Origin of the sequence: Thiocapsa sp., from assembly GCF_011390875.1 — a bacterium.
GTDB lineage: Bacteria > Pseudomonadota > Gammaproteobacteria > Chromatiales > Chromatiaceae > Thiocapsa.
Map to the genome: position 1 here is coordinate 1 of NZ_JAABRP010000063.1, position 23,654 is coordinate 23,654.

A 23,654-nucleotide genomic window follows, 5' to 3' on the forward strand; every position below is an offset into this window, starting at 1 on the left:
GAGATCGGCACCCTGGCCAACATCCTTCAGCTGCTCAAGCTCCCCGACGGGACCGTGAAGGTCTTGGTCGAAGGCAATCAGCGGGCACGGATCGACCGTTTCCTCACCACCGAGAGCTCCTTTTCGGCCAACATCGAGCCGATGGATGAAACCCTGGAGGTCGACGAGCGCGAGCAGGAGGTGCTTATGCGCTCTGCGGTGACGCTGTTCGATCAATACGTGAAGCTCAACAAGAAGGTACCGCCGGAGGTCTTGACCTCGCTGTCGAGCATCGACGAGGCGGGCCGGCTCGCCGACACCATGGCTGCGCACATGTCGTTGAAGCTCGACGAGAAGCAACGCGTCCTGGAGATGATCGACGTTCAAACACGGCTCGAGCACCTCATGGGTTTGATGGAGTCGGAGAACGACATCCTCCAGATGGAGAAGCGCATCCGCGGGCGCGTGAAGCGCCAGATGGAGAAGAATCAGCGCGAGTATTATCTCAACGAGCAGATGAAGGCGATCCAGAAGGAGCTCGGCGAGCTCGAGGATGCGCCGAACGAGATCGAAGACCTGGCCAAACGCATCGAGGCCGCCGGGATGCCGCGCGAGGCCAAGGCCAAGGCGCAGGGCGAGCTCAACAAGCTCAAGCTGATGTCGCCGATGTCGGCCGAGGCGACGGTGGTGCGCAACTACATCGACACGTTGGTCGCGGTGCCTTGGAAGAAGCGCACGCGCATCCGCAACGACATCAAGGTCGCAGAGGCGGTGCTGGACAAGGATCACTACGGGCTGGAGCGCGTGAAGGAGCGCATCCTCGAATATCTCGCCGTCCAGCAGCGGGTGCGCAAGCTCAAAGGCCCGATCCTTTGTTTGGTCGGCCCGCCCGGTGTGGGCAAGACCTCGCTCGGTCAATCCATCGCGCGGGCGACCAATCGTCAGTTCGTGCGCATGTCGCTCGGCGGTGTGCGTGACGAGGCCGAGATCCGCGGACATCGTCGGACCTACATCGGTGCGTTGCCCGGCAAGATCATCCAGAATCTCTCGAAAGCCGGCTCGCGCAACGCCTTCTTCCTGCTCGACGAGATCGACAAGATGGCGATGGATTTCCGCGGTGACCCCGCCTCGGCGCTGCTCGAAGTTCTGGATCCGGAGCAGAACCATACCTTCAACGACCACTATTTGGAGGTCGATTTCGATCTGTCCGAGGTGATGTTCGTCGGCACCGCGAACACCCTGAACATCCCGCCGGCGCTCCTGGACCGCATGGAGGTGATCCGTCTCTCCGGTTACACCGAGGACGAGAAGGTCGCGATCGCCGAGCGCTATCTGCTTCCCAAGCAGATGAAGAACAACGGCCTGAAGGATGGGGAGGTGGTGATTCGGGAGAGTGCGCTGCGCGACATCATTCGGCATTACACGCGCGAGGCCGGTGTCCGCAGTCTCGAGCGCGAGATTTCCAAGATCTGCCGCAAGGTCGTCAAGGAGGTGCTGCTCAAGAAACGCGATACGGCCACGACGGTCAGCGCGAAGAACCTGGAGAAGTACCTGGGCGTGCAGCGTTTCCGCTACGGTCGAGCCGACGAGCACGACCAAGTCGGTCAGGTGACCGGTCTGGCCTGGACGGAGGTCGGTGGCGAGCTGCTTCGCATCGAGTCGGCCTTGGTCCCCGGTAAAGGCAAGTTCACCTACACGGGTCAGTTGGGTGATGTGATGCAGGAGTCCATTCAGGCCGCGATGACGGTGGTGCGCTCGCGCGCCGACGCACTCGGGTTGCCCCCGGACTTCCACAACACGCTCGACGTGCACATCCACGTGCCCGAAGGGGCAACCCCGAAGGATGGGCCCAGCGCGGGTGTGGCCATGTGTACGGCCCTGGTGTCCGCCTTGACGAAGATCCCGGTGAAGGCCAGTGTCGCCATGACCGGGGAGATCACTCTGCGCGGGGAGGTGTTGCCGATCGGCGGGCTGAAGGAGAAACTCCTCGCGGCGCACCGGGGCGGCATCGAGACGGTGATCATCCCGCTTGAGAATGAGCGGGATCTCACCGAGATCCCGAAGAACATCAAACAGCATCTGCAGATCCATCCGGTGCGCTGGATCGACGAGGTTTTCGACATCGCACTGACGAAACGTCCGGAGCGCATCGCCGCCGAGGCTGACGGAAACGACCCGATCACGGTCGAGAAGGACACGCGCGAGGCTCCCGCCGAGCCGCCGCGCGACCAGACCGCTCGATTGCATCATTAGAGATTGACCGATCCGGGAGAGGCTCGGGGCGCGCCCCGATAAGCCTCTCCCGCCTGCGGCGAATCACTCGGATCTCCTTCCCGGTTTTTCCTCGACGCATCGGCTTGTCGGTGACGTCTGTTTCCCCGATGCGGCGCTGTTGAATCGATTCGTGAACGTGGTCCCTCGAGGCGCATAGCGACCCCAAAGAGCCTGCGACGGGGAAGCATGACCGTTCGGCTGCGAGTCGTTCTCGTTTTGTTGACTGATCGCCGTCTCGAGAGGATCAAAAATCAAAAAGCCAGTTGCCCTCGTCCGGACTCCGATTTAGCATGCAGCGCAGGTCGGTTGTGCCGTTGAGGCGGTGTACGGTCCCGCTCATCGGCCGGAAGCCGGGTTCGGCTTCCTCAGCGTCGGAGCGCGTTTTGGCGCACATTGAACGAATCAACAGGGGGAGCAATGAATAAGTCGGAACTCATTGAGAAAATGGCGGATGCCGCGGATATCTCGAAGGCTGCAGCAGGAAAGGCATTGGATGCCTTCACGGATGGTGTTGCCGGTGCCCTCAAGGAGGGCGATACGGTCTCCCTTATTGGGTTCGGAACCTTCGCGGTAAAGGAGCGTGCTGCGCGCACCGGTCGTAATCCCCAGACGGGTGCGGCGATCGAGATCAAGGCCAGCAAAACACCTTCGTTTAAGGCTGGTAAAGCCTTCAAGGACGCAGTACAATAGTCGTTCGTCTGAAGGGTGCTTAGCTCAGCTGGGAGAGCATCGCCCTTACAAGGCGAGGGTCGCAGGTTCGATCCCTGCAGCACCCACCAAGCTCTTCAGGGCGAAGGTTCCACGGCATCAGGTCTTCGGGCCAGCGCCTTTTGGAGCCAAGTTTTTCGGAGCCAAAGTTTTTCGGAGCGGTAGTTCAGTTGGTTAGAATACCGGCCTGTCACGCCGGGGGTCGCGGGTTCGAGCCCCGTCCGCTCCGCCATCGTCGTCAATCAGGGATACCGCTTTCGGTATCCCCGATTCCTCTCCCGGATCCGTCCTCCACCGTCCCAATCAGCAGTCGAACGCCTCATGCTTCAAGCCATTCGGGAACGTGCCCAGGGCTGGCTCGCCTGGGTCATCGTCGGACTCATCAGTGTTCCATTCGCCCTCTGGGGCATTCAGTCATATCTGGGTGTCGGCGGGGAGCCGGTCGTGGCGACCGTCAACGGCGTCGAGATCACCGACCGTGATCTGAGTCGGCGTGCACAGCAGGCCCGCCTCGAGCTGCGCGAGCGTCTCGGCGCGGCTTACGACCCGGCGCTCTTCGAGGAAGGGCGTCTGCGTACCGAGGTCCTCGACGACATGATTCGGCAAACGCTGCTGTTGGACGTGTCCAACCGTATCGGGATGCGCGTGTCGGACGAGGAGGTTCGCATGCAGATCCTCTCGGAACCTGCATTCCAGCGCGACGGCCGGTTCGATCGCGAGGCTTACGAACGACTGCTTCGCCTACAAGGGCTTTCACCCGCGCAATTCGAAGAACAGCTGCGTCAGCAATTGATCGGAAACCAGTTGTTGCGCGCCGTTGTCGGCAGCGAGCTCACTACGAGCGGGGAGCTTGCCGACTACCGGCGTCTCGCCAGCCAGACTCGCGAACTGTCGTACGCCGTCACGCAGGCGGCGGATTTTCGAAGCGACGCTCCGATTGGCGAGGAGGAGATCCAGTCCTTCTACGAGTCCAACGCGGCCCGGTTCCAAAACCCGGAAATGGTCAAGTTGGATTATCTGGTCCTCGACGTGGGCGAGCTTGCGAAGGGCGCCGAGATCGGCGACGACGAGCTCAGGCGCGTCTACGAGGAGGATCGGTCGCGCTTCGGTCGCCCCGAGCAGCGCAGCGTGCGCCATCTTCTCTTGACGGTTCCGCCCGACGCCGACGAGGCTGCGGCGCAGGCCGTCGCGGCACAGCTACAGGGCATTCGCGAGCGAATCCTCGCGGGCGAGGCGTTTGACGAGCTTGCGCGGTCAGAGTCGCAGGATCCCGGCAGCGCGAGCGAAGGCGGCTCGCTGGGGACCATCGAGCAGGGCATCATGGATCCCCTATTCGATACGGTCGCTTTCAATCTCCCGGAAGGCGAGCTCAGTGAGCCGGTGCGCACGCGGTTCGGCTATCACCTGATCGAGGTGACCGAGGTTGTTCCGGCGGCGGTGAAATCGTTCGACGAGGTCAAGGAAGAGTTGCGTGCCGAGGTCTCGCGCCAGCGCGCGGAATCCTTGTTCTACGATCTCGGCGAGCGGCTCGCGAACGTCGCTTACGAATCCCCCGATAGCCTTGAGCCGGCTGCGGACGAGCTCGGCCTGCCCCTCCAGCATAGCGATTGGCTCGGACGCGACGGCGGGGAAGGTGTGTTTGCGCATCCCCGCGTCATTGGCGCCGCCTTCAGCGACGAAGTTCTCGTCGGTCGCAACAACAGCGATCTGATCGAGCCCGAGCGCGATGTCCTTCGAGCCGTCGTCCTGCGCGTTGCGGATCATCGCGTGGCGGCGGTGCGGCCACTCGACGAGGTACGCGACGAGATTGTCGAGGCGCTGCGTTCGGAGCGCGCGCGCGAGGCTGCCCTGCAGGCGGCCGAGAGTGCCGCCGACCAGTTACGGCAAGGCGTGAGTTGGTCCGAGGCGATGCCGTCGGCGGCGGTCGAGACCCCCGGGCCGGTGGCTCGGGATCGTCAGAGCGTTCCGGCGCCGGTTCGCGGGTTGGCCTTTACGCTGCCCGCTCCCGCGGACGGCGCGCCGAGCGTCGGCACGACCGTGCTGGAGAATGGAGACGTGGCGGTGGTTGAGGTCACGCAGATCAAGGACGGCGAAGTGACGCCGTCGGAAGACCCATCCGCATCCGAAGGCGAGATGCTCGCACAATTGCTAGGGCGCCACGTCTACGACGCGATGCTCGCGGATATCGAGACGCGGGCTAAGGTGGAACGAAAGCCGATCACCACGACTTCCGACCTCTAGCCGGTAACCAGACGTTATAAGGCGATTTTCGCAAACTTCCATACCGTTGTGCTGACGATAGGAAGCACAACTTGCGCCGATGGTTGGTTGTGCCTCGCACGGCTCGGCACACCCTCTGCCAACGGTATAACAAGGGTTCCCGGAATTCGCCTAACCCGGGCTCCGTCGCCCACTTCGCGACGGGCGAGGGGTCGGTGCGGCACGACGACCCCTCGCGCCGCGAAACGACCCGACCTTAGCCTAAGCCGAGGATGTGGTACCCGGTGTCGACGTACACGACGTCTCCCGTGATGCCGCTCGCCAGATCCGAGCAGAGGAAAGCGGCAGCATTTCCGACCTCCTCGATCGTGACGTTTCGCCGCAGCGGCGTGCGCTCTTCGACCTTCTTCAGCATGTCGCGAAAATCCGAGATCCCGGCTGCGGCAAGCGTGCGGATGGGGCCGGCGGAGACGGCGTTCACGCGCGTCCCGTACGGTCCGAGCGACGCCGCAAGGTAACGCATGTTCGCCTCGAGACTCGCTTTCGCTACACCCATGACGTTGTAATTGGGAACAGCCCGCACGGCGCCGAGATAGGTCATGGTCACGAGCGCGCCATTGCGTCCCTGCATCATTCCGCGGCCTGCTTTAGCCAGTGCCGCGAAGCTGTAGGAGCTGATGTCGTGGGCGGTCGCGAAGCCTTCGCGGGTGACGGCATCGATATAGTCGCCCTCAAGCTGCTCGCGCGGGGCGAAAGCCACCGAGTGGACGATGCCGTCCAGGCCCTCCCAGCGCTCGGCCAGCGCTGAGAACAGGGCCTCGATCTCGCTGTCGCTGCCGACGTCGAGCGGAAAGGTCAGATCCGAGCCGCACTTGGCCGCCATGTCTTCGACGCGGGACTTGAGCTTGTCGTTCTGGTAGGTCAAGGCGATCTCGGCACCCTCGCGGTGCATGGCCTCGGCACAACCCCAGGCGATGGATCGGTTGCTGGCGACCCCGGTGACGAGGATCTTCTTTCCGCTTAGGAATCCCATGGTTCGATGTCTCTTCCGTTCAGTGGGCGTTCAATGGGCGGCGCCGGGTGGCGCGCAGGTCGGTCGGGGCGGGAAGGGGCGTGCACGGATGAATCGACCCTTGAAGATGTCCGCAGGCTCATCCGAAGATCGAGGCCGGTGCCGCCGTGGCTCCGACCCGGACGTCTGTGCCTGGGCGGGACGACCTCGATGCCGGTGTAATCCCGCTTCTCACCCCCATTTGCGGGGCTAACATTACAGAAACTCGGTTATCGGTGAAAGGGTCTGGCGTGCGGTCAATCGAGCGGTTCGACATTCGGAGACTTTTTGCGCTTGGTCTGGCCGCCGCCCTGCTGGCGGGATGCGGCGAGGCGCCTTGGAACGATCCCTACCCGGCGGGCGATGCGACCGGCAATCGGGTCTACAGCTCGTTTGCCGAGCGGCCCAAGCACCTGGACCCCGCACGCTCCTACAGTGCCGACGAGTATGCCTTCCTCGCACAGATCTACGAGCCGCCGCTTCAGTACCATTTTCTGCTGCGTCCCTATCGTCTGGTGCCGCTCACCGCGCTCGCGGTGCCCGAGCCTGCCTACTTCGACATCGACGGCAACCCGCTCGCGCAGGACGCACCGGCCGAGTCGATCCATCGCAGCGATTATCTGATCCGCATCCGGCCCGGAATCCGCTACCAGCCCCACCCGGCCTTCGCCGCGGACGGGGCCGGCGACTATCGCTATCATGCCCTGACGGCCCTCGATCTACGCGGCATCAACCAGCTCGGAGACTTCGAGCAGACCGGGGCGCGGGAGTTGACGGCGGAGGACTATGTGCACCAGATCAAGCGACTGGCCGCGCCCTGGACACACTCGCCGATCGCCGGAGTGATGCAGAAGCACATCTTCGGATTCGAGGAGTATGCCGAAGGTCTCGCGGAGACGGTCGAGAAGGATCCGCTGGAGCGCGTGGCTCGACTGCGGGACTCCGAGATCGCCGGTGTCGAGGTCGTGGATCCCTACAGCTATCGCATCAGCGTCAAAGGCAAGTACCCGCAGTTTGCCTACTGGCTCGCCATGCCCTTCTTTGCGCCCATGCCTTGGGAAGCGGAGGTCTTCTACGCCCAGCCGGGTCTGCGCGAGCGCAACATCATGCTGGACTGGTACCCGGTCGGCACGGGTCCCTTCATGCTCGGCGAGAACAACCCGAATCTACGAATGGTGCTCGAGCGCAACCCGAATTTCCGCGGCGAGCCTTATCCGAGCGAAGGGATGCCCGCAGACGAGGCGTCCGGCCTACTCGCCGATGCCGGCCGGCCGATGCCCTTCATCGAGGAGGCCATCTACAGCCTCGAGAAGGAAAGCATCCCTCGCTGGAACAAGTTCCTCCAGGGCTTTTACGACAGCTCCGGGATCGCCTCCGACGCATTCGATCAAGCCGTTCAGATCGATGCCGGGGGCGAGCCTGTCTTGACCGACGCGATGCGCGAACGCGGGATCACCCTGCTGACATCGGTCGAGCCGTCCGTCATGTACATGGGATTCAATATGCTCGATCCCGTGATCGGCGGGGACTCGGAGCGGGCGCGCCTCCTGCGCCGAGCCATTGCGATCGCTGTGGACTTCGAGGAGTTCATCTCCATCTTCACCAACGGTCGCGGTTTGGTCGCGCAGGGACCCATCCCGCCGGGGATCTTCGGGTACCGCGAGGGCGAGGCTGGGATCAATCCGTTCGTCTACGAATGGATCGGGGGGCGGGCGGTGCGGCGGAGTCTCGACGAGGCGCGGGTCCTCATGGAACAGGCAGGGTATCCGGGCGGTCGCGACCGGGAGACCGGGCGAGCGCTTACGATCAACTACGAGGCGATCGCGACCGGCCCCGACGATCGGGCCCGTCTGAACTGGATCCGCAAGCAGTTTGCCAAGCTCGGCATCGAGCTCGTGATCCGCTCCACCGACTACAACCGCTTTCAGGAGAAGATCCGCAACGGCACCGGTCAGGTTTTCATGTGGGGCTGGAATGCGGATTACCCGGACCCGGAGAACTTTCTCTTCCTGCTCTACGGTCCGAACGGCAAGGTCGAGCATCAAGGCGAGAACGCGTCGAATTATGCCAATCCGGAATTCGATCGTCTCTTCAACGCGATGCGCTTCATGGAGGACGGCCCGGAGCGTCAGGCCGCGATCGACCGCATGGTCGAGATCGCGCGCACCGACGCGCCCTGGCTCTGGGGCTTCAACCCCAAGGCGTTCAGCCTGCATCATCAATGGATGTACAACGCCAGTCCGAACCAGATGGCGAACAACACACTCAAGTATCGCCGGGTCGACCCCGAGCTGCGCGAGCGGCTGCGCCATGATTGGAACCCGCCGGTCCTCTGGCCGCTGTGGGCGATCGGGGTGCTCCTCGTGGTGATCATCCTGCCGGCCCTCTGGCTGGTGTGGCGGCGCGAGCGGAGCACCGCGCTGTGACCGCCTACATCATCCGGCGATTGATCTATGCGATCCCGATCCTGATCGGGGTGAATCTCATCACCTTCGTGCTCTTCTTCGTGGTCAACGCGCCCGACGACATGGCGCGGATGCATCTCGGCGAGAAACGGGTCACCGAGGAGGCGATCCAGACCTGGAAGCAGGAGCACGGCTACGACCGACCCCTGCTCTACAATCCGGATGCCTCCGGCCTCGCGCGCGTCACCGACACCATCTTTTTCGAGAAATCGATCCGCTTGTTCGTCTTCGACTTCGGCTCCTCCGACAACGGTCGCGATATCGGCTACGACATCTCTCAGCGGATGTGGCCGAGTCTGGCCATTGCCATCCCCGTGCTGCTCGTCGGACTCGCCTTCAACATCTCCTACGCGCTCTTCATCGTCTTCTTTCGCGCGACCTATGTGGACATCGGCAGTGTCGTCCTGCTGGTGGCCATGATGTCGATTTCGGGCCTCTTCTACATCATCGGAGGGCAGTTTCTGCTCGGCAAGCTCTTCCACCTGGTGCCCATCTCGGGTTACGACACGGGTGTGGAGGCGTGGAAATTTCTGATCCTGCCGGTGATTGTGGGCGTGATCGGCGGGATCGGGGCCGGCACTCGCTGGTATCGCACCCTCTTTCTGGAGGAGATCTCCAAGGACTATGTGCGCACCGCAAGGGCCAAAGGCTTAAGCGAGCGGCGCGTTCTGTTCCGCCATGTCCTGCAAAATGCCCTGATCCCCATCCTGACCGGTGTCGTGGTGGTGCTCCCGCTGCTCTTTATGGGTAGCCTCATCAGCGAATCCTTCTTCGGCATCCCGGGCCTCGGCAGCTACACGATCGACGCCATCAACAGCCAGGATTTCGCGATCGTGCGCTCGATGGTCTTCCTCGGCGCCGTGCTCTATATCATCGGGCTGATTCTGACGGATATCTCGTACACGTTGGTGGACCCCCGCGTGAGGTTGTCGCCATGATCGAGGTCGTCGCTTGCCTCTTGCTGCTTGCCTCCAGCCTCCATCCGCCAGCCTCCTGCCACCGGCCTCCTGCCCGATCGACGTCCGCAGGTGGCTGGCGGCAGGCGGCTGGAGGCCGGCGGCGACTTGCGGAGCTATCCGGCGGATCGGAATGCCCGCCATGAGCCTAATGCCGGTTGTGCTCTGGACCGATGGTCTGGTCTTTTTGCTGTTGGCGTTGATCGGGGCCTTTGTCCTCTTCGCCTCGCGGCACGAGCATATGCGTGCGCCGTGGCGGCGGGTGGTGCGTTCTCGCGTGGGCGTGGCGACGATTGTCGTACTCGGGTTCTATGTCGTCGTCGGGCTGCTCGACACGGTGCATTTTCGGCTCGCGCTGGACCGGCAAGGCGACGACAACGCCGAGACCCGCTATTCGCCCGAGGTCTTGAGTCTGCTCGACCTGGCGCTGAGCGGGCTGCGCGAGCGTCAGGAGAAGACCTATTCGGCGCCGTTCGCCACCCATCTCTTCGTGAAGGAGGCGATCGAGCAGCCGGACGGCACCCTGTTGCGTGATTTTCCACGCCTCGAATACGGTGGCGTGCACCTGGAGGACCCAGCGCGTCAGCGCGGCTTCGACATCGCTTGGCGCGCCGCTTGGGGCGCGCTGAAGGGTTTGGTTATCTGGGCGCTGCTGTCGGCCGGCGTCCTTTGGCTGATCGCCCGCTCGCGCGGGGAGACGCCTGCGGCGACTCGCGCGACCATCTTGGCGGGACGCACGCCGATCCCCTGGCGGACCGCCCTCGTGATGCTCGGCATCATGCTGGTGCTCAGTGGCGTTGTCGGCGAGCTGGCGCTCAAGTATCACATCCTGGGGACGGACAAGGTCGGCGAGGATGTCTTCTATCAGACGCTGAAGAGCATCCGCACCGGGCTCCTGATCGGGACACTCACCACCCTGGTGATGCTTCCCGCCGCGGTCTTGCTCGGCATCATGGCCGGCTATTTCCGGGGCTGGGTCGACGATGTCATCCAGTATCTCTACACCACGCTGAACTCCATCCCGGGCGTACTCCTGATCGCTGCGGCCATCCTCTTGCTCCAGGTCTACATGAGCAACCATGCCGATGACTTCGCGAGCCTGGTCGAGCGTGCCGATTTGCGGCTGCTGTTCCTGGTGCTGATCCTGGGCGTGACTAGTTGGACCGGGCTTTGCCGCCTGCTGCGCGGGGAGGCGTTGAAGCTGCGCGAGGTCGACTATGTCCAGGCGTCCACGGCTCTTGGTGTTGGCCATTTCACCCTGATCGGCCGTCATATCCTGCCGAATGTCATGCACATCGTGCTGATCACCCTGGTCTTGGACTTCAGCGGACTGGTGCTTGCCGAGGCCGTGCTCTCCTACATCAATATCGGTGTGGACCCGACGATGAATTCATGGGGAAACATGATCAACAGCGCACGACTCGAGCTGGCCCGCGATCCGGTCGTCTGGTGGTCCCTGACCGCCGCGTTCGTCTTCATGTTCGCCCTGGTGCTCGCGGCGAACCTCTTTGCGGACGTGGTGCGCGACGCCTTCGATCCGAGGCTCAAGAGTGCACGCTGACCGCGTCTGCGAGCCCCCGGCGCGCGCCGTGCTTTGGTTCGGTTCAATCGGTTGTTTCCCAAACGAGAGGGTGAGCTTCTGATGTCGTCCGATGTGCTGCTCGAGGTCTCGGGGCTGACGACGCTGCTCGGGGATGCCGCCCGACCCGTTCGGGTCGTCGACGGGATCGATCTCGAGATTCGCCGGGGCGAGACCTTCGTGCTGCTCGGCGAATCCGGATGCGGCAAGTCCATGACGGCGCTCTCGCTGATGCGGCTCCTGCCCCCGTCCGGTCGGGTTGCGGCGGGCGCGGTGCGTTTGGGCGGAACAGACCTGCTGCGCCTGACCGAGGCGCAGATGCGGCAAGTGCGCGGCGGGCGCATGGCAATGATCTTCCAGGAGCCGCAAACCTCGCTCAACCCGGTCATGAGCGTCGGCGACCAGATCGCCGAGGCGGTGAGGGTCCACGAGGGCGGATCGCGCGATCGAGCACCGGCGCGTGCCGTAGAGCTCATGCGCGCGGTCGGCATCCCGGATCCGATCCGCCGGGTCGATGAATACCCGCATCAGCTCTCGGGCGGCATGAAGCAACGCGTCATGATCGCCATGGCCTTGGCCGGCGACCCGCAGCTCCTGATCGCCGACGAGCCGACCACCGCGCTGGACGTCACCATCCAGGCGCAAGTCCTTCGGCTGTTGAAGGATCTGCAGGCGAAAACAGGCATGGCCGTGCTCCTGATCACCCACGATCTCGGCGTGGTCGCCGAGACGGCGGACCGCTTGGCCGTCATGTACGCGGGCCAGATCCTGGAGACCGCGACGACCGATGCCTTCTTCGCGGCGCCGGCGCATCCCTACAGCCGCCGCTTGATGGAGAGCCTGCCCGGTGCGGACAAACGCGATGGGCGTCTGGCGGTGATCCCGGGACGCGTCCCGCACCTGGATCAGGCGTTCGTCGGCTGTCGGTTCGCCGAGCGTTGTGATGCGGTCATGCCGCAGTGTCGTGACCAAGCGCCCCTCTGGCGCGAACTGGAGACCGGGCAGGGCGTGCGCTGTCACCTCTGGGATGAGGGCGGTGCCCTGCCCGAGGGCTTGCAGCGCAAGACCGCCGATCAGGGAAGCCTGATGTCATCCGTCTCCGAACCCGCGCCCCATTCAGGCGCGGCCGTTGCTCACATGCTGCAGGTCCGGGATCTCAAGGTCCACTTCCCGATCCATGACGGCGTCTTCCGGCGTGTCGTCGGACAGGTCCGCGCCGTCGACGGTCTGACCTTCGACCTCACCCCTGGACGCACCTTGGCTTTGGTCGGCGAGTCCGGCTGCGGCAAGACGACCGCCGGCAAGGGTATCCTGCAGCTGACGACACCGACCGGCGGCTCGATCCGCTATCGCGGCGAAGAGCTGGTGGGCTTGGGGCATCGCCGGATGCGTCCCTTCCGCAAGGATCTCCAGATTATCTTCCAGGATCCCTACGCGGCGATGAATCCGCGCATGCTGGTCGGCGATCTGATCGGCGAGGGTCTCCAGGCGCTCGGGATCGAGCGCAGTCGGGCCGGACGAATGCGGCGCGTCGCCGAGCTCCTCGATCTGGTCGGCATGGACGCGGATGCCGTCGACCGCTACCCGCACGAGTTTTCCGGCGGCCAGCGGCAGCGCATCTGTATCGCCCGCGCGCTCGCGGTCGAGCCCAAGCTGATCGTCTGCGACGAGCCGACCAGTGCGCTGGATGTCTCGGTTCAAGCGCAGATCCTCAACCTTCTGAAGGATCTCCAGGATCGCCTCGGCCTTGCCTATCTCTTCATCACACACGACATCTCGGTGGTGGCCTATCTTGCGCACGAGGTGGCGGTCATGTACCTCGGGCGTGTCGTCGAGCGCGGGCGGGTCGACGAGATCCTGGATGACCCGCGCCATCCCTATACGCGCGCGCTGCTCTCGGCCGTGCCCGTGATCGACCGCGAAAAGCGCCGCGCGGTGATTCGTCTCGAAGGCGACATGCCTTCGCCGAGCAACCCGCCCTCCGGATGCTATTTCCACCCGCGCTGCCCGGATGCCGTCGATGCCTGTGCGTTGTCGTATCCCGAAGAGACGCGCTTGAGCGAGACGCGTCTCGTCCATTGCCTGCGGGCCTGATGCGAGCGCTCGCGACTGTTTCGGCGGCACCTCTTGCCTTGCGGGCCCACGCGCCTTATGGTCTTCTCACTTCACCACGATCGGTGAACGGCTCGGTCCAACCGCAATGAGCAAAGCGAAGCAAGTCCTCTGCATCGACCCTGAACCGTCGGATCTTCGCATCGCAGCGCTCCTGAACCGGAGGGGCATCGCGGTCGATCTCACCGAGGTCTCCTCGCGCGAAAGCCTGCGCAGCGCCCTGGAGCGGGCGAATTGGTGGGATCTGATCCTGTGCGATGGCGAGAGCGTCGAGGGTCTCGGCGTCCAGACCGCCATCCTGCCCTTTCGGGACGAGCTGGATGCCTCTTTGGTCCTTGTGAAGGCGGCCGAGAGTGCTCTGAGTGTCCAACAGGGCCATCGTCTCGGTGCCGCAGATTTGGTCGTGCGCGACGAGATCGAGCACCTTCTGATGGTGTGCGAGCGCGAGCTGCAGAGCTGCGCCCTTCGAAAAGAGTTGCGCGCTCTTCGCCGTACGGCGGGTCTCCTCGATCAGGATCCCCCGCGGTCGGTCGTGCTGGCGACGATCCATGACCTGAGTCGCACGGCGCGTCCGGACGACGAGGATGCCGCGCGCGGCGAGAGTCCGGTTGCCGATCAGGCTCGTGTCCGTGCGCTCATCGATGCCGGCGGGCTCACCCTCGAGTTTCAGCCGATCATCTCTCTGAGCACCCACGAAGAGCATCGCAGCATGTTCGAAACCCTGGTTCGTCTCAAGGACGACACCGGGAAGCTGCTGATGCCCTCAGATTTTCTGCCCGTACTCGAGGCGGCCGGCTGGATGACCAAGATCGACCTGTGGATTCTGCGCCGAGCGTTGGCGACGCTTCAGGAGATGCAGGAGGGCGGAGCACAGGACGCGGTGCTGTTCATCAACGTCGCGACCGAGACCCTCAACTCCGCGGAAACGGCGAAGGCGCTCGGGGCCTTTATCTCGGCCGCCCGTCTTGCGCGCGGGTCGGTCGTCATCGAGGTGCGCAAGTCCGCCTTTACCGATGCGCGGGCCGCGTTGGAGCGGTTTGCCCGGTCGCTGCAGGCGAAGAATCATGGCCTTTTGATCGAGGACGCCGGCATCGATGACTGCGCCTTTCTCGCGGAGCACCGCGACCTCATCACCCATGTGAAGCTCGAGCGTGCGATGACGCAGGGGTTGGTCGAGCGGCGTATCCCGCAAGAGGCGGTGAACGCGCTGGTGCAGTGTGCGCAGAAGGAGGGCATGCGGGTGATCGCTTTAGCGGTCGACAACGCCGAGCTTCTGCCGATGCTGTTCGCCGCGGGTGTGGACGCGATTCAGGGGCATTTCGTCAGCATGCCATACCAGAATCTCATGTACCCCAGCATTCAGCGGGTCGAGTCCAAGTCCGGTCCAGTTTGGCAGGGCCCGGAGCGGTCGGGCTGAGAGGTTCCGTGCGCGTGGAAATTTTTTTGCTCCGACGGCTGCAATGGGCGCGCATTTTCTGAATTTCGCGGTACACTAGGAGCAAGTGAAAGCCCCGCGCAAGGAATTCGGGCCTGGTGCTTCGAATCGCTCGGCACCGTTTTGAGGCCTGTCTTGTGCGAGATCAAATCTCGAGATCATACGATCGACCCCATTCCGATATCCGCATTTTATCCCTGCCTCCCCTCCAATTCCGTGTCGATGAATATCCGCCTTTCATTAGACGTTGTCGCGTCCGGTTCACCGCATCGGGCGAGGGGTGCGTTGTCGATGTGCTCCGATCAAGGGGCTATCGGAACAGGGATGCTGTCGGGTATGGTGCGTGGCGGGAGCTGTACGGCGCTCTGGGGTAAGGAACGACAAGAAAAATCCGGTTAAGGCATGCTGCACGCGAACCATGGACCGCCTTTCGGTGACCGGGATCCGACGCATGATAAAGACTGAGTCAGATGGTCTTGATTCAGATTCCACTCCAGATCGAGTGGAGGACACACTAGCCTTTTTGCAAGGCTGGGTTTAAGTAAAGCCAACTCGGGTTGGTCCGTTAAGTGATGAGGTTGATATGCCAGGTGAATTGGTTTCCGGGACGGTCAAGTGGTTCAATGACGAGAAGGGATACGGCTTCATTGAGCGCGAGGGCGGCAAAGACGTCTTTGTCCATCATAGTGCCATCAATGGATCGGGTCGTAAGACGTTGCTCGAGGGTCAGCGGGTGACCATGGAGGTCACGCAAGGCCCTAAGGGGCCGCAGGCGGAGAACGTGACCCCCGACTGAGGTTGCGACACCACCCGGAGCCGAGCTGGATGGCTCGATCCAACGGAGGGCAAGGCTCTTCGTTGGATTCAGTCTGCGGCAGCCGGCCCCCGTCGCACTGCTCTCAACGGGCTACGGCCCTTGAGAGCATTTTATTGCATTATGCTCTGTCCGGTCCGATCCTATCCCGGGCACCGCTCCGGCTGTCCCTCCCTGTTACGGCGATTGCATCAGCTGTGCTGCGAGTCGAGCAGCGTCCTCCGCCGAATTGATATTGGAAAACGCCTGTGGTCGATCGCTGAAGTCGGCCAGCGCCGGGCGATGTCGAGCGATCCAATCGGCGACCTTCCGAGTGCCTGCCGCGAGGTCGGCCGACAGTTCCGGTTCGAGGGAGACCGGCATCAGGGCATAGACCGGGTGAATGCGTCCCCTTTCGGTGACTGTAGCCAATAAGGCATTATCCGATGCCAGCGCGGCGATGAGCCTGCTGGTCAGGTCGGGCGGCAACAGCGGCCCGTCGCACGGGACTGTCAAGATCCAATCGGTTCGAGCGACGCGCATGGCGCTCAGCATCCCGGCTAAAGGTCCGTTGAACTCTGCGTCGGCGTCGGCGATCACGGGTACGCCGTATCCTGCATAGATCTCGCGGTGACGGTTTGCGTTGATGAGCAGCGTGCCGACCTGCGGTGCGAGTGCATTAAGGACCCATTCGATCAGCGGGCGACCGGAGAGCGTCACCAGCCCCTTGTCGATGCCCCCCATTCGACGTCCGCGGCCACCGGCCAGGATGGCCCCGGTGATATCGCTTGGCGCCGGCGGCGTGCGCTTCATTGCGCGTCTGAATGCGGGTCACGTTCGGGGAGTTTGCCCGGACGTGCGTCCCGATCAACGTGCATCCTCATCCCGGCTCGCGACGCTGTAGGGGAAGCGGACATGCCCGAAACGGATGAGGAGCACGGCGACGGCCAGAATCAGGATGGCAATCGAGGTGGCGATGATGGCGGTCTCGGTCATCTCCTTCATGTCGATGATCAGGTGGCGGGCGAGGGCAACCATTGCGATATAGAGCGGCATGCGGATCGGCAAGGCGCCGGATTGCAGGTAGATCCCGACCATCGTCAGCACCTCGAGATAGATAAAAAGCAGGAGAAGATCGCCGAGGCTGACCGCGCGGCGCTCGACCATCTCCATGATCTCCTGAACACCGGCGATGACCGTCGCGAGGGCGATCACCACGAGACCCAGGATCTCGACCCAGGAGAGCAGTCGCCCGCCGACCGACATGATGCGCGATTTCGATGGCTCGGGGTTCATGGCAAGATCTCGATCGGCGTCCCGTCGACGGTGAGCGACCAAATCTCGTCGATCTCCCGGTTGGAGACGGCGATGCAGCCGAGTGTCCAGTCATCCTCGATCGGTTTCGAGCGGTTTTTTCCGTTCGGTTGGCCGTGTATCAGGATCATGCCTCCGGGCGGCTCGCCGCGTCGCTCGGCGCGCCACCGGTCAACGGTGCTCGGATAGGAGATGTGCAGCGCCTTGTGGAAGCGGCTTCGGTCGTTTCGTCGGTCGATCAGGTAACGTCCCTCGGGAGTACGCCCGTCACCTTCGCGTGTCTTGCGCCCGATCGGTTGAAATCCGAGGGCAATGTGATAGCTCCGCAATGGCTGGTTATCACGCATGAGGTAGAGGCGACGCTCGGCCTTTTTGACGACCAAGCGGTCTGCATTGTCGTTGGAGGCATGATGAAAACGGGTAACGGTTTCGGGTACGTTCGGCTCGAAGAAGGGTAGATACGACATTGCCGGAACGGGTGCCGAAAGCATCGACAGGAATGCGGGGATGATCAGGGTGAAACCCGGTGAACCGAGCGCATGCCGCGATCTCGGCGTTTTACGAAAGATCCAAGGCATGCGACTTGAGGTCGGCGAGACTCACGACCTCGAGCGCCCGCTCGTGGGTCGACCTGAGGGCGACACGCGGCGCCGCACCGGCTTCGAGGGCCTCCTGCCAACGCGCCGCGCATAGACACCAGCGATCGCCCGGTTTGAGGCCGGGGAAACCGTATTCGGGTTGAGGTGTCATCAGGTCGTTGCCTCGGGCCCGACTCAGCTCGAGGAACTCGCGGGTCATGCGTGCGCAAACGGTATGGGATCCCCGGTCCTGCGGGCCGGTTTCACAGTTGCCGCTGCGCGTAAAACCGGTCAAGGGTTCGAGCGAGCACGCCTCGAGCGGCTCACCCAAGACGTTCTTGTGATTGGTCATCGGACTGTCCCTTCGGAAGTGCCCCTGGAAGCGGTCGCCCGCTTCCGTAGAGTGTACCAGCCGAATCAGTCCGTTGTCAGGAGGTCGGAGCGCGTCCCGGCGGATAGATGAGGATCAGATCGCCCGGGGTCAGCCGCGTCTCGGCAAGTCGATTCCAACGCTGGAGATCCTTGACGCTGACGCCGTAGCGTTTGGCCAGTGTCTTGACCGAATCACCCTTGGTGACCAGGTGCGTGATCAAGGCGGAGTCATTGGTGGCTTGGACCTCGAGCGTCTGGCCCGAGAGCAGAGGCTCGCGCACGGAGATGCCGTTGAGCTCCGCAAGGGCGCGCGGCTCGATGCCGTTCGCGCGTGCGATCGACGCGATGGTCTCGCCCCCCTTGACCACATGTATCTTGCGACGCTCGGCGCGAGCCGCTCGCGATTGCAGGGCGGTACCGGATCGGGCGGTCGCGGTTTGGGATGAACTCGCTTGGGAGCGGACCACGGAGGCCATAGCCGGCATGACCTGGACTCGGCCGATCTTCTTGCCGATCTTCTGACCGCTCCCGGCCGGCACCAAGACATGACCGGGGCCGTCCGGGGCCGTCCGTCCGAGCTTGAGCGCGGGGTTGAGTCGCTGCAGCTCGTAGAGCTGCACGCCGGTCGCCGAGGCAACCCGGTTCAGATCGACCGGCTGTTGCGTACGGACCACCTCGAGCTGGGGGCGATCGGGCACCGGCGGAAGTTTGAGGCCGTAGCGGGTCGGTGCAGCGACCAGGCGTGCGGTGGCGAGGATCTGCGGGACGTAGTTTTTGGTTTCGTTCGGAAGGTTGAGCGACCAGTAGTCGGTCGGCTTGCCGCTGCGACGATTCGCGGCCTGTGCCGCAGCCACGCGACCCGGCCCGCAGTTGTATGCAGCCATGGCGAGTGTCCAGTCGCCGTCGAAGCGTCGGTTGAGCTGCTCGAGATAGTCCAGTGCCGCGCCGGTGGATGCCAGCGGGTCACGTCGACCGTCGTACCAGGCATCTTGTCGTAAGCCCATCTCAAGGCCGGTGTAAGGCATGAACTGCCAGATCCCGGCGGCCGCCTTGGGCGATGTGGCAACCGGATTGAATCGGCTTTCCACGTGAGGAAGGAAGGCGAGCTCCATCGGCAGTCCGCGCCGCTCGATCTCGGTCACGATCATATGCAGATAGGGCATCCCTTGCTGGGACATCCTGGAAAGATACTGGGGGTCTCGGCGGAAGCGCTCTACTGTGCTGTCGATGCGCGCATCCGCGTAGAGGTCGAGGGTCATCCCGGTGCGGACTCGGTTCCAGAGGTCACCGCGTGGATCCGCACGCCCGGCCGTGCGTCTTTCCATGACCACGACGTCCGTGGCCGGTCGGACATAACCGTATTCGCGGGCGGAAACCATGCCTGAGTAACCGAAGTCTCCGGGGTCGTTCTCGACAACCCGGTTCTCCGTCGCACAACCGTTCAAAAGCAGCGTCAGTACGCCGAGCGCGCCGAGCGTACGCGCTAAACGAGCGGCATCAGGCATGTTTTCCCCCTAATAATCCCTAGTAAGTGATTGTTTAATTGCGTTTTCTAGGAATTAGGAAAGCATCATACCCAAAGACGATCGTCAATTCCAGGTCCGGCTACCGGAAATTCGCCGCCACGGCCGCACGACAGTGCGCGCAATCACGGTTAACATGCGTCTCTCGAAGAGGCATCGGCATGACTGTGCGCAAGGGTCCGGGTTCGCCCCTGGCAAAACTACAAGATTGGTATCGGTCGCCACTCGGAGCAGAGGTGGCGGCGCTGGAGAGCGCGTGCGTCGAGCGGCTGCTGAGCGACACCTTCGGCTATTACCTGGTCCAGATCGGCGTGACCGAGAGCTTTCGTGACGCGATGGCCTCGAGTCGAATCCGCCATCGGATCCTGATGCCCTGCGAGCAGCCCTCCGGCCATGGCGGACGCGAGATCGTCGGATGGCCGAGCCGGTTGCCGCTTGCGAGCGATTCGATCGACGCGCTCCTGCTCCCGCATACCTTGGATTTCTCACCCGATCCCCAAGCGGTGCTTCGCGAAGTCGAGCGCGTGCTGATCCCGGAGGGTCGAGTGATCGTGCTGGGCTTCAATGCACTCAGCGCGTGGGGCCTCTGGTCCCTGCTGCGCGGTTCCGGTACGCAGGTCCCGTGGTGCGGGCGTTTCCGCACCGCTCATCAAATCGAGGATTGGTTGTCCGTGTTGGGTTTCGATATCGAGATTCGAGAGCACATCATGTTTCGGCCGCCGTTCCGGCGTGCCTTGGGGCCGAGCTGTTCCGCCTTCGACACCTTGGGGCGACGCCTCTGGCCGATCCTGGGCGGGGTCTATTTGATTCGGGCCGTCAAACGCGTGGCGACCTTGACACCGTTGCGCCCGGCTTGGGGGCGGCGATCGCTCTTGCGCGGCGGTGCCGCGGAGCCCACCACACGCAGAGCCGGTCATGCCTGATTGCGTGCGCGCCTATACCGACGGTGCCTGCAAGGGCAATCCGGGCCCCGGGGGCTGGGGTGTCCTGCTGCGATGGGGAGAGGTCGAGAAGGAGCTGTGCGGCGGCGAGCGCGCGACCACCAACAATCGCATGGAGCTGATGGCGGTCATCGTGGCGCTGGAGACCATGAAGCGTCCGACCTGTCTCGAGATCGTCACCGACTCTCAGTACGTCAAGCGCGGTGTCGAGGAATGGATGCCGCGTTGGAAACGCAACGGCTGGCAGACGGCCGAGCGTAAGCCCGTGAAGAACCGTGACCTCTGGGAGCGTCTGGATTCCGCGATCGGCGCTCATCAGGTGCGCTGGAAGTGGGTGAAAGGCCATGCCGGGCACGCCGAGAACGAGCGTGCGGACCGACTGGCGAATCGAGGGATCGGGGGCTGAATCGCGTCCGGCATGACCTGCGCAGCGTTAGAGTCGACTCGGCGTTGCGTGACTCGGTTTGCATCGGCGCAGACGCGATTCAGATGTTCGAATTCTCTTTTTTAAACCGCGTCAGGTACGAGGCATTTGGAGTCCGCGGGGATTCGGCTGCCTGCAACCCGGCAGGTTTCACTTTGGACGCGGTTTAAATGCGACAGATTGTGCTCGATACCGAAACCACGGGTCTCGATCCGCAGGCCGGCCACCGCATCATCGAGATCGGATGTGTCGAGCTGATCGACCGTCGTCTGACCGGGAACAACTTCCACCGCTATCTCCAACCGGATCGGCAGATCGATGCGGGCGCCTCCGACGTGCACGGGATCACCAACGCCTTTCTCGCCGACAAGCCGCGTTTCGCCGAGATCGCCGAAAGCTTCCTGGACTATCTGGAAGGCGCCGAGCTGATCATCCACAACGCGGCCTTCGATCTCGGGTTTCTCGATCGCGAGATTGCCGGCTGGAATGCCGGGGCGCCGCGGATCGGAGACCTGTGCGAGGTGACGGACACGCTGCTCATGGCCCGGCGCAAACATCCGGGGCAGCGCAACAGCCTCGATGCCTTGTGCAAGCGCTATGGCGTGGATCATCGCCATCGCGACCTGCACGGCGCTCTGCTCGATGCCGAGATCCTGGCCGATGTCTATCTCGCCATGACCGGCGGGCAGGTGGCCTTGAGTCTCGGGGAGGAGCTCGCGATGCCGTCTCACGCCGGGCCGGACGCTCGGCAGCGCGGCCGCCTCGATCCGAGTCGGCCGCGACTGCGCGTGGTCCCCGCCGACCCGGCTGCACTCGCCGCCCACGCCGAGCGTCTTGCAGCGATCCAGGCGACAAGTGCCGAAGGTTGTCTTTGGCTTCGCGCCGAGTGATGACGCCGCCCGCGGTCTAAACCGCGTCCCCGCTAAGGATTGTGGATGCACCAAACGTCGAGCTCACTCGAAAATGAGCATCTCGCTCTGGACGCGGTTTAATCTTGTGTTGTCTTGGGGATCCCTGCAGTCTCGGTGGAGATGCGGTCCTTAATTTTATATTTTTCAACCTTCTAAACTGCGCCGACTCCAAGGGTGCTCGATCGCGCCGGGGGCGCTCCAATCTTACGTACATCACACACCGCACCGGGCGCAGTTTAGCTCTGCTGCTGTTGGCGGCGATTCTGCCCGGCGCCGCCCACCAGCGACTCCAACGTGCTCACATCGAGCAGCTGAATGTGCTTGCGGTCGACGTTCATCAGGCCGTCGTCCTGGAAGCGCGTGAAGAGTCGGCTGACCGTCTCGACGGCGAGGCCCAGGTAATTGCCGATCTCGTGCCGGGACATGCTCAGATAGAAGTCGGTCGCGGACAGCCCGCGTTTGTGCAGTCGCTTGGACAAGCTGAGCAGGAAGGCGGCGAGCCGCTCTTCGGCGTTCTTTTTGCCGAGGAGCAAGAGCATGTCCGTATCGTGCCCGATCTCTTTGCTGAGCAGGCGGTACATCTGATGTTGCAGGCTGGGGATGGTTGCCGTGAGCTCTTCGAGTCGGGTGAAGGGGACTTCGCAGATGGCGGATGTCTCGAGCACCTTTGCAGAACAGGCGTGGATGTCCTTGTCGATCGCATCCAGTCCGATCACCTCGCCCGGAAGATGGAAACCCAGCACCTGCTCGCCGCCCTCGGGGCTGGGTGCGAAGGTCTTCACGGAGCCGGTCTTCACGACGTAGAGCGAGCGGAATCGGTCTCCTTCGCGAAACAGGAAATCCCCTCGGTGGAGCGGTCGCGTGCGTTTCACGATCTCGTCGAGCCGCTCGACATCGTCCGGCGCCAGGCCCATCGGCAAACAGAGCGACGACAGGGAACAGTTCCTGCAGGCGATGCGAATAGTCTCCAGCGAGATTACTTTTTGGTGGCTCACGGCATCGCCCCTCGGTCTTCGGTCGACAGATTTTGAACCGTCGCTTGATCTGGATCAAGCGAAGATTATCTTCTTGTCATCAGGTCGACCTGAACCCGCAAAAAAGGCCGCGCCCTCGCGGACGCGGCCTTGACGCGGGCATGCCGAATCTGCGTTCGGTCTACTTCGCTTCGCCGGTCGCGGGAGCTACAGGCGTGACAGGCGCGACAGGCGCGGCATAGGGCGCAGCGTACGGCACTCCGTAGTAGGGAACGCCGTAACCCGGATAGCCATAGCCGTAGCCGGGATAACCGTAACCGTAGCCCGGATAGCCGTACCCGTAACCGCGTCCGTACCCTTGGCCGCGGCCACGACCGTAGCCGCGTCCGCCACCGCTCATGTTCATGTTGAAGTCGCCCCAGCCGTCGCCGAGCATGTCGCCGAACAGGTCTCCGAGGCCCGAGCCGTAGCCGGGGCCGTAACCACCATAGCCCGGGCCGCCCCAACCCGGTCCACCCCACCAGGCTTGCGCCGGGCTCACGGCGAAGGCGGCGGCACCTGCAATAGCGGCTGCACTCATCAATTTTGCTGTCTGACGCATCGTTGACGCTCCTCTGTTTCCGTTCATCATTTCGCGACATCAATCTTCGTGACATCGATCCAGGCCGCTGCGACAACGCCCGATTGTGAAGGTCGAGCGCCGCGGCGTCCGACGTGCTCACGCCCGGTCGAAATGTTCGCGACGCGCGCCCTCGCAGCAACGTCGAGCGCCGGCATTCGCATTGAGCAGTTGCGGGGTTTTTGGTAGCTTGTTGGCGGATCCGGGCCACTGCCCTCGACTGCCTCCCCTACCCCCATGACCAAGTTCATCTTCATCACCGGCGGTGTCGTCTCGTCGCTCGGTAAAGGCATCGCGTCGGCGTCTCTCGGGGCGCTTTTGGAGGCTCGCGGCCTGCGGGTGACCATGATCAAGCTCGATCCCTACATCAACGTCGATCCGGGCACCATGAGTCCGTTCCAGCACGGCGAGGTCTATGTGACCGAC

Annotated in this window: 20 protein-coding genes, 2 tRNA genes and 1 pseudogene; 15 read left to right on the plus strand and 8 right to left on the minus strand. The window is 63.3% G+C overall.

Going from position 1 to position 23,654, the window contains the following annotated elements:
- From lon to GPT33_RS07040, 5 genes are all read left to right on the plus strand, one after another.
- Window positions 1-2,232, plus strand: a 2,232-nt coding sequence (lon, locus tag GPT33_RS07020) for an endopeptidase La (RefSeq protein WP_296806781.1), incomplete at its 5' end; no start/stop codon positions are given.
- Window positions 2,233-2,670: 438 nt separating this feature from the next.
- The gene (locus tag GPT33_RS07025) at window positions 2,671-2,943 is read left to right on the plus strand and encodes an HU family DNA-binding protein (RefSeq protein ID WP_007193164.1); all 273 of its coding nucleotides are present in this window, start codon (window positions 2,671-2,673) and stop codon (window positions 2,941-2,943) included.
- Window positions 2,944-2,956: 13 nt separating this feature from the next.
- Window positions 2,957-3,032 (plus strand) — tRNA-Val (locus GPT33_RS07030).
- Window positions 3,033-3,116: 84 nt separating this feature from the next.
- Window positions 3,117-3,193: transfer RNA gene (locus GPT33_RS07035), tRNA-Asp, on the plus strand.
- A gap of 89 nt (window positions 3,194-3,282) precedes the next feature.
- On the plus strand, window positions 3,283-5,202 hold the full coding sequence (locus tag GPT33_RS07040; RefSeq protein WP_296806783.1) for a SurA N-terminal domain-containing protein: 1,920 nt from the start codon (window positions 3,283-3,285) through the stop codon (window positions 5,200-5,202).
- A gap of 235 nt (window positions 5,203-5,437) precedes the next feature.
- Here GPT33_RS07040 and GPT33_RS07045 read toward each other — a convergent pair whose 3' ends face one another.
- Window positions 5,438-6,214 carry an enoyl-ACP reductase gene (locus tag GPT33_RS07045; protein ID WP_296806785.1) on the minus strand — a complete coding sequence of 259 codons (777 nt, stop codon included), beginning with the start codon at window positions 6,212-6,214 and terminating at the stop codon, window positions 5,438-5,440.
- A gap of 269 nt (window positions 6,215-6,483) precedes the next feature.
- On the opposite strand from GPT33_RS07045, the gene GPT33_RS07050 reads away from it, so the two are divergent.
- From GPT33_RS07050 to GPT33_RS07075, 6 genes are all read left to right on the plus strand, one after another.
- Window positions 6,484-8,658, plus strand: a complete 2,175-nt coding sequence (locus GPT33_RS07050; RefSeq protein ID WP_296806787.1) for an ABC transporter substrate-binding protein — start codon at window positions 6,484-6,486, stop codon at window positions 8,656-8,658.
- Complete coding sequence (locus tag GPT33_RS07055; RefSeq protein WP_296806789.1) at window positions 8,655-9,635, plus strand: ABC transporter permease; 981 nt, start codon at window positions 8,655-8,657, stop codon at window positions 9,633-9,635. Before GPT33_RS07050 ends, GPT33_RS07055 begins: the two co-directional genes overlap by 4 nt.
- A gap of 160 nt (window positions 9,636-9,795) precedes the next feature.
- Window positions 9,796-11,214, plus strand: a complete 1,419-nt coding sequence (locus GPT33_RS07060) for an ABC transporter permease (RefSeq protein ID WP_296806791.1) — start codon at window positions 9,796-9,798, stop codon at window positions 11,212-11,214.
- An 81-nt stretch (window positions 11,215-11,295) separates the two neighbouring features.
- On the plus strand, window positions 11,296-13,326 hold the full coding sequence (locus tag GPT33_RS07065; RefSeq protein WP_296806793.1) for an ABC transporter ATP-binding protein: 2,031 nt from the start codon (window positions 11,296-11,298) through the stop codon (window positions 13,324-13,326).
- Window positions 13,327-13,432: 106 nt separating this feature from the next.
- Entirely contained in the window at window positions 13,433-14,761 is a 1,329-nt protein-coding gene (locus GPT33_RS07070; protein WP_296806795.1) for an EAL domain-containing protein, read from the plus strand.
- Between the two features lie 613 nt (window positions 14,762-15,374).
- Window positions 15,375-15,575, plus strand: a complete 201-nt coding sequence (locus GPT33_RS07075) for a cold-shock protein (RefSeq protein WP_175534457.1) — start codon at window positions 15,375-15,377, stop codon at window positions 15,573-15,575.
- A 195-nt stretch (window positions 15,576-15,770) separates the two neighbouring features.
- On the opposite strand, the gene mobA is transcribed toward GPT33_RS07075, so the two are convergent.
- The 5 genes from mobA to GPT33_RS07100 form a co-directional block, all read right to left on the minus strand.
- Window positions 15,771-16,385 (minus strand): molybdenum cofactor guanylyltransferase MobA, encoded by a 615-nt coding sequence (gene mobA / locus GPT33_RS07080; RefSeq protein ID WP_296806797.1) that lies wholly within the window; start codon window positions 16,383-16,385, stop codon window positions 15,771-15,773.
- 54 nt (window positions 16,386-16,439) lie between these two features.
- Complete coding sequence (locus GPT33_RS07085) at window positions 16,440-16,868, minus strand: phosphate-starvation-inducible PsiE family protein (protein WP_296806799.1); 429 nt, start codon at window positions 16,866-16,868, stop codon at window positions 16,440-16,442.
- Window positions 16,865-17,353 carry a L,D-transpeptidase family protein gene (locus GPT33_RS07090; protein WP_296806802.1) on the minus strand — a complete coding sequence of 163 codons (489 nt, stop codon included), beginning with the start codon at window positions 17,351-17,353 and terminating at the stop codon, window positions 16,865-16,867. Before GPT33_RS07090 ends, GPT33_RS07085 begins: the two co-directional genes overlap by 4 nt.
- 91 nt (window positions 17,354-17,444) lie before the next feature.
- Window positions 17,445-17,816, minus strand: a complete 372-nt coding sequence (locus GPT33_RS07095) for a DUF2237 domain-containing protein (RefSeq protein WP_296806804.1) — start codon at window positions 17,814-17,816, stop codon at window positions 17,445-17,447.
- 76 nt (window positions 17,817-17,892) lie between these two features.
- Entirely contained in the window at window positions 17,893-19,341 is a 1,449-nt protein-coding gene (locus GPT33_RS07100) for a transglycosylase SLT domain-containing protein (RefSeq protein WP_296806806.1), read from the minus strand.
- 179 nt (window positions 19,342-19,520) lie between these two features.
- On the opposite strand from GPT33_RS07100, the gene GPT33_RS07105 reads away from it, so the two are divergent.
- From GPT33_RS07105 to dnaQ, 3 genes are all read left to right on the plus strand, one after another.
- Entirely contained in the window at window positions 19,521-20,282 is a 762-nt protein-coding gene (locus GPT33_RS07105; RefSeq protein ID WP_296806808.1) for a methyltransferase domain-containing protein, read from the plus strand.
- Window positions 20,275-20,706 carry a ribonuclease HI gene (gene rnhA / locus GPT33_RS07110; protein ID WP_296806810.1) on the plus strand — a complete coding sequence of 144 codons (432 nt, stop codon included), beginning with the start codon at window positions 20,275-20,277 and terminating at the stop codon, window positions 20,704-20,706. The genes GPT33_RS07105 and rnhA overlap by 8 nt, the downstream gene beginning before the upstream one ends.
- 188 nt (window positions 20,707-20,894) lie before the next feature.
- Window positions 20,895-21,614: a DNA polymerase III subunit epsilon gene (dnaQ, locus tag GPT33_RS07115; RefSeq protein WP_296806812.1), complete on the plus strand. Its 720-nt coding sequence runs from the start codon at window positions 20,895-20,897 to the stop codon at window positions 21,612-21,614.
- 257 nt (window positions 21,615-21,871) lie between these two features.
- Here the strand turns inward: dnaQ and fnr are convergent, their stop codons facing one another.
- Window positions 21,872-22,630, minus strand: coding sequence for a fumarate/nitrate reduction transcriptional regulator Fnr (gene fnr, locus GPT33_RS07120; protein WP_296806815.1), 759 nt, complete (start codon window positions 22,628-22,630; stop codon window positions 21,872-21,874).
- A gap of 160 nt (window positions 22,631-22,790) precedes the next feature.
- Window positions 22,791-23,210 carry a sulfur globule family protein gene (locus tag GPT33_RS07125; RefSeq protein WP_296806817.1) on the minus strand — a complete coding sequence of 140 codons (420 nt, stop codon included), beginning with the start codon at window positions 23,208-23,210 and terminating at the stop codon, window positions 22,791-22,793.
- A gap of 255 nt (window positions 23,211-23,465) precedes the next feature.
- On the opposite strand from GPT33_RS07125, the pseudogene pyrG reads away from it, so the two are divergent.
- A pseudogene (pyrG, locus tag GPT33_RS07130) lies at window positions 23,466-23,654 on the plus strand (CTP synthetase); the annotation flags it as partial.